The sequence below is a fragment of the Vreelandella piezotolerans genome, from assembly GCF_012427705.1.
In the GTDB taxonomy this organism is placed as follows: Bacteria; Pseudomonadota; Gammaproteobacteria; order Pseudomonadales; family Halomonadaceae; genus Vreelandella; species Vreelandella piezotolerans.
Genome location: NZ_CP048602.1, coordinates 858116 through 871477, shown reverse-complemented (window position 1 = coordinate 871477; position 13362 = coordinate 858116). Strand labels below are relative to the sequence as shown.

Below are 13362 nucleotides of genomic sequence, written 5' to 3'. Positions count from 1 at the left end.
CCCTAGTAACAGGGCAGCGGTCTAGCCGCTGCCCTCTCTGATGAACTTACTCCGCACTGCCGTCCGGCGAATCACTTGAGTCGTTTGACTCGCTGGTCTCTCCAGTCGCTCTCTTTTGCTGTCCGCTCGTTGGTGCGGCACGCTCCCCACGCGCGATATCATGATGGCTAATCACCACCACGTCGCGGGGCCACCAATCGGGGTGTTCGTCTCGTATGTAGGCCATCAGCTTCTCGCGGACGTTCATTTCCGCGGTCCAGCCTGCCATGGGGTCTGAGGTCATCAGATAACAGGTGACCGTTTGCGCGTGCTCGGTTTGGCCAGTGACGTAGCAGAGCAGCTTGTGGTGCTCGATCACGCTATCTTCTTCCTTGGCGAATTCGAAAAACTTCTCGCGTACCTGGGAGATATCCGCACTGAGGTGCAGGGTTAACTCCATAAAGCGATACATTTTGGTGCTCTTCACCGAGAGGTTTTCGAACGGCTTGGAGGTAAAGTACGTAACGGGGACGATCAGCCGCCGCTCATCCCAAGAGCGCAAGCGAATGAAGGTATAAAAAATCCCTTCCACGTAGCACCACTGTCCTTCGAAGATCACCAAGTCGCCAATACGGATCGGTTTGGCCAACGAGAGCTGAAACGAGGACAGAATATTGCCCAACACCGCCTGACCCGCGATACCCACCAGCACCGCCAACACGCTGGCAGACGCCAGAATGGATAGGCCTAAAGACTCGAACAGCTGGATTTGCCCAAGTACATAAACCGACACCGACACGACGGTGATCAAAATAATCACCCGACGCAAAGCGTAGAGCGAGGTTAACAGGCGACGCTTGTCTTTAGGCTTGGTGTCATCGATCTCACCCACCAAGCGGCGCGTCATGCGCAGCATGATGGTATCCACTAGTCGCAGCGCAATGGTGCCAGCACCCCAGGCCATGATCGCAATCAGCAGTACTCTAAACGTCGTGGTGGCCACGGCCGAAAACGACACCACGTAATCGAGCAGCATCTGAGTGACCAGCGACATCACGATCAGCGCGACCGGCACGCCGATTTGATCGGCAAAAATGGTCGACACGCCAGAGGGCAACACACGCGCAATGAGCCCGACGAGGTAATAGGTGGCGACGCCAACGATACCAATGGTGACCAGAAAGACAGGAATTGCCAGCCACTCCCAGACTTTCAGGACGCCAAACGAGGCCTTGAAACGTTCTGGGATGTAGCTCTCCAGCATGGAGGGGCCGTACTCTTCATAAAGCGTCGGAATCGACGACACGCTCTCCGGCATGATCAGCCAAACGGGGTCCTCTTCGCCAACGCGATAGCGACCCAAACGCACATCGTAGGCTTGTCCGTCTACGCGTAACGCGGCTAGCTCGATGTTGCGCCTGGGTTGGCCTGCCTGCGGGTTCTGGCCGGAGGGGTCCTCGATGGCGGCGTCCTGGCGTCCGGGCAAGTTAGACGCGTTTAGCCACTCGCCGCGGCGTAAGACCTCGGCAAGTTGTTTAGCCAACTCAGCCCCACGCGTTGCTTGCTCGCTGGGATCGATATCCGCAAGATTGAGCAAATGCGCCGCATCGGCGTAATTTTCCTCTTCGGTGAAATTCAAAAAGCTGCGAATGGTCTCCCTCGGCGACATGCGCTTCGCCTCTTCGGGTACGTCATCCAACCCGGTGTTGATCGCATCCATGGTAAACCAACGGGAGTCTGCGCTCTCCTCGCCCTGTGACTGCGCCATGCTTACACTGGTAAAGAGCAGCGTAACGGCCAGCACACACCACATAGGCCACGCGCTGTGATTTTTCATACTTGCCTTATTGAGTGAAAGTGAGCCAATAATCGTCCATCAACCCGCGGCTTGCGCCGCCCGCTCACGCCCTCTCGTGAGCTATCCGTGTCGATGTTGGATCAAAGTACAGACCACGTTTCTCCATCAGGCAAGCGCGCAGATTAATGTTCAGGCTGTCCGGGAAAGGGAACGAACTCGTGCTCATCTTCTGGCGGCAGCTTGAAACGGCCGTGCTCGAAGTCACCCTCGACCCACGCCTGCTTGGCGGCGTCCAGCTTTTCACGTGAGGAGGCAACAAAATTCCAAGAGATATAGCGCGGGCCATTGAGGGTTTCGCCCCCCAGAAGCATCAACCGCGCGCCCTGCTCGCCCGCCATCACGGTCATCGCATCACCCGGCCGAAACACCATCATACGTCCTGCCTCGAACGTCTCGCCTGCCACGACAATCGCGCCAGAGGTAACATAAAGCCCACGATCTTCATGATGATCAGGCAGCGGTAGCTTGGCACCAGGGGCCAACACTGCGTCGGCATAAAACATTTCCGAAAAGGTCTGCACGGGGGAGCGCTCGCCCCAGGCACTCCCCAAAATCAGACGCACTTCTTTGCCTTCGCCGCGAAGCAGTGGCAGCGTCTCTTCACCGTGATGGGCAAAGCTTGCGGGCTTATCCTCATAAGCCTCAGGCAGTGCTACCCAGGTTTGAATGCCAAACAAGGAGTGATCCCGTTTACGGGTAGCGGAACTCGTTCGCTCCGAGTGGGTGACGCCGTTACCCGCGACCATCCAATTCACTGCGCCCGGATGAATCATCTGGTTCGTACCCAAACTATCGCGATGCTGAAACTCCCCCTGGTAAAGATAGGTGACCGTCGCTAGCCCAATGTGCGGGTGCGGCCGCACGTCAATGCCCTCTTCACGCAGGAATTCGGCCGGGCCCATTTGATCGAAGAAGATGAACGGCCCCACCATTTGTCTTTTCGGAGCAGGCAGCGCTCGGCGCACCTCGAAACCGCCGATGTCGCGGGCTCGGGGAACGATCAGCGTCTCAATGTCCTCCAGTCGGCCAGCATCAGGACAGTTTGGCTCGATATCAGGCATCCAACTCATTATCCGGCTCTCCAGCATGTTTGCGTTCTGCGTCATAAGGGTATAGCGGATACAGAGCGGCACTGCCTTGAATAAACGTGTTGTCTCTCTCCTCGTCACGTTAGGCAATACGCTCAACTTATGCACAGACGACGCCACTAAATGTCATGATACAAGGAGCGTAGAACCTTTTTTCTCCGTCAACGTCAAACGGCGACGGCTTTTCGGCGAGCACAAACAGGATACTTCCATGCTGATCAAAATTGCCAAACCGAGTGATCTACACGAATCCGACGTCACGCCTGAATCGATCTATCTCTCCCGGCGACGCTTCATGGGCGGCATGGCGGGCTTGGGGGCTGGGCTTGCGCTCTCAAGGCGTGTCCACGCCAGCGATGCGTATACCGACGTTCCCGAGGGCAATGCGCCGCCTTGGCTCCAAGAAAAAATCAGCGAGACCGAATGGCGCAGCGTCACGCCCACTGATCCGGACAAAGATCGCATTGCCCCCTTCGATGATGCCAGCGGTTACAACAACTTTTTCGAGTTCGGCACCGACAAACGGGATCCGGCCCGCCACGCGGGAAGCCTACAAACGCAGCCCTGGAGCGTGGTCGTCGACGGCGAAGTCAATAACGGCGGGCGCATAGCGCTCGAAGACCTTGCCACACCCTCCCAGTTCGAAGAGCGCATTTATCGCCTGCGCTGCGTCGAGGCCTGGTCGATGGTGATTCCCTGGCTGGGCATCCCGCTGGCGGACATCATCCGGCGTGCCGAGCCCACCAGTAACGCCAAGTACGTTCGCTTCGAAACCCTGGTCGACCCAGAGCAGATGCGCGGCCAGCGCTCCTCCTTCTCGATCATCGAATGGCCCTACGTGGAAGGCTTGCGCATGGACGAAGCCATGCATCCGCTGACGATCTTGGCGCTGGGCATGTATGGCCGCGAGCTTCCCAACCAGAACGGCGCGCCCCTGCGCTTGGTCGTGCCCTGGAAATACGGCTTCAAGAGCATCAAGTCGATCGTGCGTATTTCACTGGTGGAAGAGCAGCCGCTCAACTCCTGGCAGCAGATCGCTGCCGACGAGTACGGGTTCTACGCCAACGTCAACCCCGAGGTCGACCATCCCCGCTGGAGCCAAGCCACCGAGCGTCGACTGCCCAACAGCCTGTTCAACACCAACACCATCGATACCCTGATGTTCAATGGTTACGCCGACGAGGTAGCCGAACTCTACGCAGGTATGGACTTGAGGAAGCACTACTGATGGGCAGCCACACACGTCGCTCCCCCCATGGCCAGACGAAATGGTGGATATGGCGGGCGGGCGTTTTTTTAGCCGCGCTCGCGCCGCTGCTCTACTGGAGCTGGATGGTCGCCAACAACGCCGCTGGCCCCGAGCCAGGGCGCTATCTGCTGCTCAATATCGGCATCGGGGGGCTGTGGATGCTGCTGCTCACGCTTTGCCTAACGCCGCTCACCAAGCTCACCCGCTGGAAAGGCTTTGCACTGATCAGACGCCAGCTAGGCCTCTGGGCGCTTACCTACGCTACGCTGCACCTGCTCAGCTACGCCCTGTTCATTTTAGGCCTCGACTGGTCTCGGCTGGGAAGCGAGATCATCAAACGGCCCTATATCATCGTCGGCATGATCGCGCTGATCGGTCTCGCCATGCTGGGCGCGACCTCCAACCGCTGGGCGATGAAGCGCCTCGGTAAACGCTGGAAGCCGCTGCACAAATGCTCTTACGCCATTTTGGGGCTGGTGCTGCTGCACTTTTTCTGGGTGGTACGCGCCGACATGCAGGAGTGGGCCATGTATGCCGCCCTCGCGGCGCTCATCATGGCCACCCGCCTGCCGCCGGTGGCTCGCACGCTGCCTAAGCTCCGCACCCGCTAGGACGGCGAAGACCGATAAGGACACCGCTCGATGGGGAGGACGTGTTCACGTTGCGTTCAGCTTACGCGATGTAGGCTAGGTGCGATCCAAGGATGATGGAAAGGAGTCAGTAGGATGGCAAGACGGTATGTGAACGCGAAACGCTGGAGCTGGGGATGGATGGCACTGTGCGTCGGCGGCATGGTGATGATGACACCAGCGGCCGACGCCGATGCGCCGTTACGCATCGAAGCGCTACAGCGCTGTGGCAACTTACTCACCCTGGACACGCAGGAATTCTGTCTCGATGTCAGCGGACTCAACGGCGCCGCGTACCGTGTAAAACTCGACGGTGAACCGCTGTCAGCCGATCACATCGAGCAGCAGGGTGATCTTTTACGCCTGCACATCGACGCGACGCAGGCCGAGAGCGGCCCGCTATGGATCGAACAGCAGGAGAGCGCCAGCAACCCGGTATGGCTGACGCTACGAGGCAGCCACGTGATCGCGGCCACGCAAGAGGACGTCGCCGATAACATGGACGGCATTAGCACCTATGTGAATCTGGTCAGCCTGATCATCGAAGAGAGCCACGACGGCGCCGAAGAGGCACGGCGCTTGGCGGATAAGTACGGTGCTGAGGTCGTGGGCATGATCCCCCCGCTGAACACCTACCAACTGCGTCTACCCGCGAATGATCTGGATGAGAGGGATGCCCTGGTGCTGCGGCTCGGCAATGAGGTCAGCGTCGATGCAGTGGTCACCGAAGAGTCCGGCGCCGAGGAGAGCATCGAGCGCGAACCGAACGATACGCCCCCTGCCGCCGAAGACGATCGAGAGTGGGCCGCCAACCGCTTTCTCGATGCGGTGAACTTCTATCAGCGGCGCATAGGGCGCGCGGGCGATGAGATCGACACCCAGCCCATTCGCATTGGGGTGATCGAGCGCAACGTCGATTTTGACGCCCCAGATTTCGCCGATTATCTGGGTGACTGCCGAGCGGACGCGCAGCGCACCTGCGTGTACGGCCGCGACGCCGACAAACCGGATGGCCACGGCACCACGGTCGCGGGGGTCTTCGCCGCCGCCTGGAACGAGGGCGGCAACAGTGGCTTTCTGCGCGGGCTAGATGACGTTGGCCCAGGATTTGACGTGATCGTCGACCGCAATTCGGATGCAGGCATTACCGCCAACGTCGCCGCTTCGGTGAATTTGGTCGAAGACGGTGCCCGAGTGATCAACTGGAGCTGGGGCATCCACCGCGTCGGCGCAATCGACATCAACGGCGATGAAGTCGACTCCCTAGTACGCTCCGGCATCGCCATGAGCGGCTACGAAGAGCTGCTCGAAGAGTTCTTCCTATGGCTACGCGAGGAGCACCCTGACGTGGTCGTGGTCAACTCAGCGGGGAACGCCTCGTCGTTTTCCAGCCGAGACGAATACCGCCTGCCCTCCTCGTTCGTCACCGACCAGCTCTTCGTGGTGGGCGGGCACGAGCGCAGCGAGCAAGACGTCCCGGTCAACGACCCCGGTTACGCGGTCAAACGCAACGCCTCCAATATCGACATGCGCGTGGACATTACCGCGGCCGCCTGCGTGCATGGCTCCACTGCCGTGGCGGGCGAAAAGGGCGAAGCGCACTGCGGTACGTCTTATGCCACGCCGCTGGTCGGCGGGCTACTGGCGGCGATGATGTCGCTCGATCCCGCGCTCACCCCGGCCCAGCTTCGTATGCTGCTGCGTCGTAGCGCCATGACCATCGGCGAAGAGTACGACTTCGAACCCACCGATGCCGACGATCTCACCGCGCCGATTCTCCCCTCGGAACGCGCCAACGAGCTGAATCATCCCGATATTGGACGCTCTGCGCGGCTCGATATGTACAAAGCGCTCGACTTGACCGTGCAGAGCCTGAGCCGCGAACGCTAAGCGTGATACAAGTCAGCATCATGACGCAAAAGTCAAAGTGGCCCGCAGCTCGGCCTTCGCCTATTCTTAGAGCGTTTTCAAAGGGATGACGACGAATGGGACTTCAAGAGATCGCCATCGGCGGTATTTTCATAAGCCCGCTGCTGGTCTATGCGCTGATTGGCCTCATTGCCACCCTGGTCGTGCGTTCGCTGCTGCATCGGGTGGTGGGGCACGTCGCGCTCTGGTATGAGGCGTGGTTCGATATTTCGCTGTTTATCATCTTGACCGCCGCCACCACTTTTTTATTCGCGACGGTGCTCGCACATCCCTAATGGGCTGAGCCCATGTTTTTTACCTGATCGAGAAACGCCTATGCGCCCATCGCTGAGAGTGCTGCTGACGCTACTGATCGTCGCCATCGCCATCGCCGCAGGGGCGTGGCTATGGCGCTACTATCTTTACACCCCCTGGACACGGGACGCCCGGATTCATGCGGACGTGATCACCATCGCCCCCGACGTCACCGGCTGGGTAAAGCGCCTGGACGTTGCCGATACCGACTATATTGCCCAGGGCGACACGCTGTTTACCATCGACGATACCCGCTACCAAGCCGCCGTCGATAGCGCCCAGGCGACCCTGGAGCATCGGCAAGCCACCCTGGAGCTCAACCGTGCCGAAGCAGGCCGTCGCAACCAGTTGAGCAACCGCCAGGCCATTAGCGCCGAGGCCCAGCAGATCGCCCAGATCAACTCGCGGATAGCCGAAGCCGATGTCAAACAGGCGCAGTCGGCGCTGGAGAGCGCGCAGCTCGATCTCGCCCGTACCCAGGTCGTCGCCCCTGTGAGAGGGCATGTACTCAACGTTCAACTCACCAGCGGCAACTTCGTCAATCGCGGTACGCCAGTGATGGCGCTCATCGCCGATGACTCCTACTACGTCATGGGCTATTTCGAAGAGACCAAAATGGCCTCCATCGAGGTGGGTGACCCGGTCGAAGTGGTGCTGATGAATGGCAATACCCACTTGAACGGACGCGTCGCGGGAATTGGCCGCGGCATTGCCGACAGCAACACGGCGCTCAATCAACAGCTGCTTCCCCAAGTACAGCCCACGTTTAGCTGGGTGCGACTAGCGCAGCGTATTCCTGTGCGCATCACCTTGGACGATGTTCCCGACGACACCCTGCTCAGCGTGGGCATGACCGCCACCGTGCGCGTACGTCCTGAACCGAGTGCTCAGGCCACTTCGCCGTAACCATGCCGCCCTTCTTACGCACCTATCTCACGCCCAGCGCCACGGCGGTAAAATTTGCCATTAAAACCACGCTGGCCATGATGCTGGCGCTTTATGTGGCGCTGGCCTTCGACGTGGAGCGCCCCTACTGGGCGTTGATTTCGGCAGCGTTTCTACAAATTTGCCCCATGAGCGGCATGGTGGTCGAGAAAGGCATTTGCCAGCTAGGGGGCACCGCGCTGGGCGCCCTGGTGGGTATCTTCATCATGGCGCTGTTTGCCCAGGCACGGCTGCCTGCCCTGCTGACGCTGACCTATTGGATCATGCTGTGTACCTACGTCGGCTCGCTGTGGCGCAATAACTACACCTACGGCTGCCTCATGGCGGCCGTAACGGCCATGCTCATCGTGGTCATTTCCAGCGGCAGCACCCCGGCGGGCATTTTCGATATCGCCGTCGCGCGCATGACCGAGCTGGGGCTAGGCGCCCTGTGCGCCATGCTGGTCAGCGCGCTACTGTGGCCATCGCATGTGGGCACGCATTTAGCGACCCAAGCCGACACGGTGATCAACGAGGCCTTCACCCACGCGGCGTTGCGGTTAGATGCCAGCGACGACGTCACCGCCATGCAACACGCATTGCGCGGCAGTCTCACCCCGCTCACCGTGCTGGAAACCGACAGCCAAGCTGCCCGCTTTGAAGGCCCTGCTGGCCCAGGCCGGGTGCGCGCCACCCACGTACTCACCCGGCGCACGCTACGCTTTTTCGCCACGCTGCAGGCACTTCACCAACTGATGCTCGACCACGCAGACAGGCTAGCCCCCCACAGCATCGAACTCGCCCGCCGCATCGCCCAAGAGTTTCGCGATGCCGAGCACGTCAAGGGCGTGACCGAGGCCAGAGCGGCCCTGCAGACGCTGCGCACCCATGTACATACATGCGATGAGCCAACATCGGAAGCGCCGTTGGATCGTCGCGTTCGTTTGGGCCTGCGGGAGACGATTGGCCACGCCATGGTCATGCTGGATGCCCGCGAGGCCATTGCCCACCCGAGCCGCCATCGGCTGCGCTCCACCCCGCTGACCTGGCACCGCGACCACCTCTCGGCAGGCATCAACGCCCTCCGCTCGGGGCTGCTGTTTGCCCTATTGGCCACGTTTTGGATCGTCACTGCCTGGCAAAGCGCCATGATCGCGATGATGCTGGGAACGCTGTTCTCTGCGTTTTTTGCCAGCCGCGACAACCCCATTGCCATCACCATGATGTTTTACAAAGGCATGCTGGCCGCGATTCCCAGCGCGTTTCTGTTTGGCCATGTGCTGCTGTCGCAAGTCAACGGCTTCCCGCTGCTGGCGCTGATTTTTGGTACCCCGCTATTTCTGGGGCTACTCGGCGCCACCCAGCCGGCCACCATGGGGTACTGCCTCGCGTTTACGATTTTCAATATTCTGCTGACCATGCCCGGTAACGGCATGGATTTCTCGTTCGATGCCTTTGCCAACCGGGCAGTCGCGGTCGTGATTGGCTTGACCAGCGTGGTCATGGCCTTTCGCTTGCTGCCGGGGCCCGGTGCCAAGCTGCGTAAACGGCGTCTGATCAACGCCATTACCCGCGACATTAACGACCTCAGAAAGCGCGCCACCCATCAAGCGGAAACGCGCTTTAGCGGCCATATGGCCGACCGCCTGCTGCACCTAGCCCAGCACGATGACCTGCTGCCAGAAGAGCAGCGCCACCTCTTCGTACTGGGGCTCACCGGGCTCGACGTGGGTACGGCCATCCTACGCCTGCGAGATCAATTAGATACCGCGCCGCACCCACACATTCGCGAGGCCCACGCGCATTTGCTGCGCACGCTTGCCAACGGTTTTGAAGCGGGTGCGAACGGGCGCCCTCCTCAGGGCATTCTCGACGCGGGGCAACAGCTGGATGATGCTCTCGCCCGCCACGACAACGTGACAGGCGATCGCCGCGTGCTGCTGAAAGGCTTGGTCGAGCGACTAGATCTGGCGTTGGAGCGGTTGGCGCGCCTCATGGCGGAACGAACGACATAACTCTTCGTGCTCATTGACGACGTCGCTCCACCCGAGGCGCATGCTGAGCCATTAACGCCTCTACCCAGTTCATGAACACGCGCAGCTTGGCACTCACGTGCCGATTCGGTGGAAAAGCGATATACATGGGCATCGGATCAATGTGCCAATCGTCAAACAAACGCACCAGGTCACCGCGAGACACATGCTCTCGGGCCATATAATCCGGGAGCCAAAGGACACCGAGCCCCGCCAAACCAGCGGCCAAACCCGCGTTCCCGTCATCAACCGAGATCACGTAGCTCCCTTGCACGGTGACACTCTCGTCATCACGCCTCAAGGTATTGAGAAACGCCATATTTGTCCGCTCCCACCTGAAATTCACCATGTAGTGGGGTGGGAGTGACAGCGCCTGCGGGTGCGCCGGATAACCACGCATTTCCAGATAACCAGGTGTGGCATAAACCCCCATCGTCAAATCCCCCACCCGACGTGCCACCAACGATAAGTCCGTCATCTCTCCGCCGCGAACGACGCAGTCCACGCCTTCTTCCAAAAGGTCCACTCTGCGATCACTCACCCCTAGATCGAGCTGAATCTCGGGATACCGAGCGTAGAAAGCGGGCAAGGCTGGAATCAAGATCATCCGAGCAAACGGACTGGGCACGTCGACCCTCAGTCGGCCGCGTGGCTGCAGCGACGCAGCAGAAAGGCTTGTTTCGGCATCGTCCAGGTCGGCCAGCAGCTTGATGACTCGCTCATAGTAAGCGGCCCCATCTGCGGTCACATTCACCTTGCGGGTGGTGCGATTCAACAGCTTAACGCGCAGCCGCCCCTCTAATTGCTGCACGAGCTGCGTCACGCTGGTCTTACTCAAGTGAAGTGTTTCCGCGGCCTTGGTGAAGCTGCCCGTTTCCACGACACGGGCGAATGCTTGCATAGCATTGAAACGATCCATGGCTGAATCAAACGCCTCGACATTGTTTGAAATATCCAAACAATGTTGAACAGAATTGGCCGTTTATCCACCCCCTGTCGCCGCCATAAAGTGATATCACCGTCAGTAACGAGTCATTTTTTAATTACGAATGGAGATAGTTACATGGCTAAGCGCGACGTCGTTTTCCCCAAGGGCCGCCAGGCGCTTTATGAGCAGAACGCCTATTCGGCGGCTGTCCGCACCGGTGATTTTTTATTCGTGTCGGGCCAGGTTGGCAGCCGTGAAGACGGCTCCCCCGAGCCAGACTTCGCTGCCCAGGTACAGCTCGCCTTCGACAATTTGCAGCGAGTTTTAACAGCGGCAGGCGCTAGCTTCGAGGATATCGTCGATGTGACGAGTTTCCACACCGACCCCGACACTCAGTTCGAGACGGTGATGGCCGCCAAAGCACGTGCGTTTCCAGAAAAGCCCTACCCCAACTGGACGGCGGTCGGGGTGACGTGGCTGGCGGGATTCGACTTTGAGATCAAGGTCATCGCTCGGCTCCCTGCATAACCGTTCGTCATACACTTCAGCGGCCACCTTCAGGCGATGCTTGCTTCGCTTTGGGTAAATCTTGGCGGCTGTCCTACACTGGGTAGGCACTACAGGACACCATTGCTTGGCAAGGAGGCTCAGCATCACTTCTGCCAGGTAGTGCCATTCGCTAGATCAGCATAAGGAGCATGCCGTGACAGCTACCCGTACGCATACCTATCAACGTGGGCTGCCCCTCTTTCATTCGGTGTTTTTGGTGGGGTGTCTGCCGCTGTTTCTAGGCGCCACGCTCAGCGACTACGCCTACGCCAATAGCTATCAAATCCAGTGGGCCACCTTCGCCGCTTGGCTAAATGCCGGTGGATTGGTGTTTGCGGGGCTCGCATTGCTTAGCGCCCTCATTAGTTTCTTCCGTGCCAGGTCGCGCAGCATCATTCTCCTGATCTATCCCGCACTATTGCTGCTCACGTGGGTGCTCGGCTTTGTGAACGCCCTGATCCACTCGCGAGACGCCTGGGGCATGATGCCGATTGCTTTTGCCCTCTCCATGGTGGTCACCATTTTTGCGGGCACCGCCGTTTGGATGGGATTTTCCCGTTTTGGCCACGGAGGTAAACCATGAAGCGCGCTCTACGACGTCCGCATTGTTATGCCGCGCCGCTCTGTTTGATGCTGGCAGCCGGTAGTGTCAGCGCCCAAGAGTTCACCCGCTACGGGCCAAACCCCACGCTACCCGAGCCTTCCCGCGGCCTGCTGCCCAGCATGAGCGTGCCCGAACCCGCCGAGTGGGGCGACACTCTCCCTAACGTGCCCGAGGGCTACACGATTACCGCGATAGCCACCGACTTGCAGATCCCCCGCCAAACCCTGGTGCTGCCCAATGGCGATATTTTGGTGGCAGAAGGCAGCGGTGGTAACGCCCCCTCTCTCAAGCCAAAGGATTTCGTGGCTGGGCTGATCAAATCACAAGGCACGACCTCCGTGCAGAGCGGTAACCGGCTGACACTGTTACACGATGGCGATGGCGACGGCCGCTATGAAGAGCAAACCACCTTTGCGGAAGATCTTAACGCTCCCTACGGCCTCGCGCTGATCGATGACACCCTCTATGTCGCCAACCAGGATGCCCTGGTACGCTTCGATTACGAAGAGGGCCAAACCCAGGCCAGCGGACCACCCGAGGTGGTTACCCAGCTCCCCGCCGAGATCAACCACCACTGGACCAAAGCGATGACCGCCAGTGCCGATGGGGAGTTTCTGTATGTAGGGATTGGCTCCAACAGCAACATCACCGAGCGCGGTATGGAGGCAGAGGTCAATCGCGCCGAAATTTGGCAGATCGACCCTGACACCGGCATGCACCGGCCCTATGCCACGGGGCTTCGCAACCCCACCGCCATGGCGATCCAGCCCGACACCGACCAGCTATGGACGGTGGTCAACGAGCGTGACGAGCTAGGCCCAGATCTCGTGCCTGATTACCTCACTACCGTTCAAGAAGGCGGCTTTTACGGCTGGCCCTACAGTTACTGGGGCCAGCATGTCGACCCCCGCGTGCAGCCTCGCAACCCGGAGAAAGTCGAAAGTGCCATCGCGCCGGATTATGCCCTAGGCTCCCACGTGGCACCGCTCGGCCTGGCTTTCTCGAACGCGTCCATGGGTGATGAGTTTGCCAACGGGGTGTTCATTGGCGAGCACGGTAGTTGGAACCGCGCCGACCCCGTTGGCTACAAAGTGGTGTTCGTACCCTTTAGTAATGGCCAGCCCAGCGGTGACCCCGTCGATTTCGTCTCGGGCTTTCTCACCGATGACGGCAGCACCCGTGGTCGCCCGGTGGGGGTGACCGTCGACCCCGACGGTGCACTGATCATTGCCGACGATCTCACTAACGCCATTTGGCGCGTGACCCCGGACGACGCGTCAATGAGGCGCGAGTGACCA

The 13362-nt window shown here is 59.8% G+C and carries 12 protein-coding genes; 9 read left to right on the top strand and 3 right to left on the bottom strand.

From position 1 onward, the window contains the following. Window positions 1-46: 46 nt before the first annotated feature. Together GYM47_RS04035 and GYM47_RS04030 are read right to left on the bottom strand one after the other, a co-directional pair. The gene (locus GYM47_RS04035; RefSeq protein ID WP_153842180.1) at window positions 47-1816 is read right to left on the bottom strand and encodes a mechanosensitive ion channel family protein; all 1770 of its coding nucleotides are present in this window, start codon (window positions 1814-1816) and stop codon (window positions 47-49) included. 143 nt (window positions 1817-1959) lie between these two features. Beyond that, window positions 1960-2907: a pirin family protein gene (locus tag GYM47_RS04030; RefSeq protein WP_153842179.1), complete on the bottom strand. Its 948-nt coding sequence runs from the start codon at window positions 2905-2907 to the stop codon at window positions 1960-1962. 229 nt (window positions 2908-3136) lie between these two features. Here GYM47_RS04030 and msrP point away from each other — a divergent pair, with 229 nt between their 5' ends. From msrP to GYM47_RS04000, 6 genes are all read left to right on the top strand, one after another. Further along, window positions 3137-4153, top strand: coding sequence for a protein-methionine-sulfoxide reductase catalytic subunit MsrP (gene msrP / locus GYM47_RS04025; protein ID WP_153842178.1), 1017 nt, complete (start codon window positions 3137-3139; stop codon window positions 4151-4153). Beyond that, entirely contained in the window at window positions 4153-4785 is a 633-nt protein-coding gene (gene msrQ, locus GYM47_RS04020) for a protein-methionine-sulfoxide reductase heme-binding subunit MsrQ (RefSeq protein ID WP_153842177.1), read from the top strand. The genes msrP and msrQ overlap by 1 nt, the downstream gene beginning before the upstream one ends. A gap of 114 nt (window positions 4786-4899) precedes the next feature. After that, entirely contained in the window at window positions 4900-6693 is a 1794-nt protein-coding gene (locus GYM47_RS04015; protein ID WP_196781577.1) for a S8/S53 family peptidase, read from the top strand. A gap of 95 nt (window positions 6694-6788) precedes the next feature. Further along, window positions 6789-7007, top strand: coding sequence for a DUF1656 domain-containing protein (locus GYM47_RS04010; RefSeq protein ID WP_139525193.1), 219 nt, complete (start codon window positions 6789-6791; stop codon window positions 7005-7007). 40 nt (window positions 7008-7047) lie between these two features. Then, a complete protein-coding gene (locus GYM47_RS04005) occupies window positions 7048-7932 on the top strand; it encodes an efflux RND transporter periplasmic adaptor subunit (RefSeq protein WP_139525192.1) in 885 nt (294 codons plus the stop codon). Window positions 7933-7934: 2 nt separating this feature from the next. After that, window positions 7935-9965 carry an FUSC family protein gene (locus tag GYM47_RS04000; protein ID WP_153842176.1) on the top strand — a complete coding sequence of 677 codons (2031 nt, stop codon included), beginning with the start codon at window positions 7935-7937 and terminating at the stop codon, window positions 9963-9965. 10 nt (window positions 9966-9975) lie between these two features. Here the strand turns inward: GYM47_RS04000 and GYM47_RS03995 are convergent, their stop codons facing one another. After that, complete coding sequence (locus GYM47_RS03995) at window positions 9976-10902, bottom strand: LysR family transcriptional regulator (protein WP_139525190.1); 927 nt, start codon at window positions 10900-10902, stop codon at window positions 9976-9978. Between the two features lie 144 nt (window positions 10903-11046). Here GYM47_RS03995 and GYM47_RS03990 point away from each other — a divergent pair, with 144 nt between their 5' ends. The 3 genes from GYM47_RS03990 to GYM47_RS03980 all read left to right on the top strand — a co-directional run bounded on the left by GYM47_RS03990 (window position 11047) and on the right by GYM47_RS03980 (window position 13359). Beyond that, entirely contained in the window at window positions 11047-11439 is a 393-nt protein-coding gene (locus GYM47_RS03990; protein WP_054641267.1) for a RidA family protein, read from the top strand. 175 nt (window positions 11440-11614) lie between these two features. Then, window positions 11615-12043 (top strand): DUF2231 domain-containing protein, encoded by a 429-nt coding sequence (locus GYM47_RS03985; protein ID WP_139525189.1) that lies wholly within the window; start codon window positions 11615-11617, stop codon window positions 12041-12043. A 47-nt stretch (window positions 12044-12090) separates the two neighbouring features. Continuing rightward, window positions 12091-13359: a PQQ-dependent sugar dehydrogenase gene (locus GYM47_RS03980; RefSeq protein ID WP_422822478.1), complete on the top strand. Its 1269-nt coding sequence runs from the start codon at window positions 12091-12093 to the stop codon at window positions 13357-13359. Window positions 13360-13362: the final 3 nt, after the last annotated feature.

Excerpts from the sequence above, each read along its gene's own strand:
- GYM47_RS04035 (WP_153842180.1), bottom strand. The coding sequence starts at position 1,816 with ATGAAAAATCACAGCGCGTGGCCTATGTGGTGTGTGCTGGCCGTTACG.
- GYM47_RS04030 (WP_153842179.1), bottom strand. The coding sequence starts at position 2,907 with ATGAGTTGGATGCCTGATATCGAGCCAAACTGTCCTGATGCTGGCCGA.
- msrP (WP_153842178.1), top strand. The coding sequence starts at position 3,137 with ATGCTGATCAAAATTGCCAAACCGAGTGATCTACACGAATCCGACGTC.
- msrQ (WP_153842177.1), top strand. The coding sequence starts at position 4,153 with ATGGGCAGCCACACACGTCGCTCCCCCCATGGCCAGACGAAATGGTGG.
- GYM47_RS04015 (WP_196781577.1), top strand. The coding sequence starts at position 4,900 with ATGGCAAGACGGTATGTGAACGCGAAACGCTGGAGCTGGGGATGGATG.
- GYM47_RS04010 (WP_139525193.1), top strand. The coding sequence starts at position 6,789 with ATGGGACTTCAAGAGATCGCCATCGGCGGTATTTTCATAAGCCCGCTG.
- GYM47_RS04005 (WP_139525192.1), top strand. The coding sequence starts at position 7,048 with ATGCGCCCATCGCTGAGAGTGCTGCTGACGCTACTGATCGTCGCCATC.
- GYM47_RS04000 (WP_153842176.1), top strand. The coding sequence starts at position 7,935 with ATGCCGCCCTTCTTACGCACCTATCTCACGCCCAGCGCCACGGCGGTA.
- GYM47_RS03995 (WP_139525190.1), bottom strand. The coding sequence starts at position 10,902 with ATGGATCGTTTCAATGCTATGCAAGCATTCGCCCGTGTCGTGGAAACG.
- GYM47_RS03990 (WP_054641267.1), top strand. The coding sequence starts at position 11,047 with ATGGCTAAGCGCGACGTCGTTTTCCCCAAGGGCCGCCAGGCGCTTTAT.
- GYM47_RS03980 (WP_422822478.1), top strand. The coding sequence starts at position 12,091 with ATGCTGGCAGCCGGTAGTGTCAGCGCCCAAGAGTTCACCCGCTACGGG.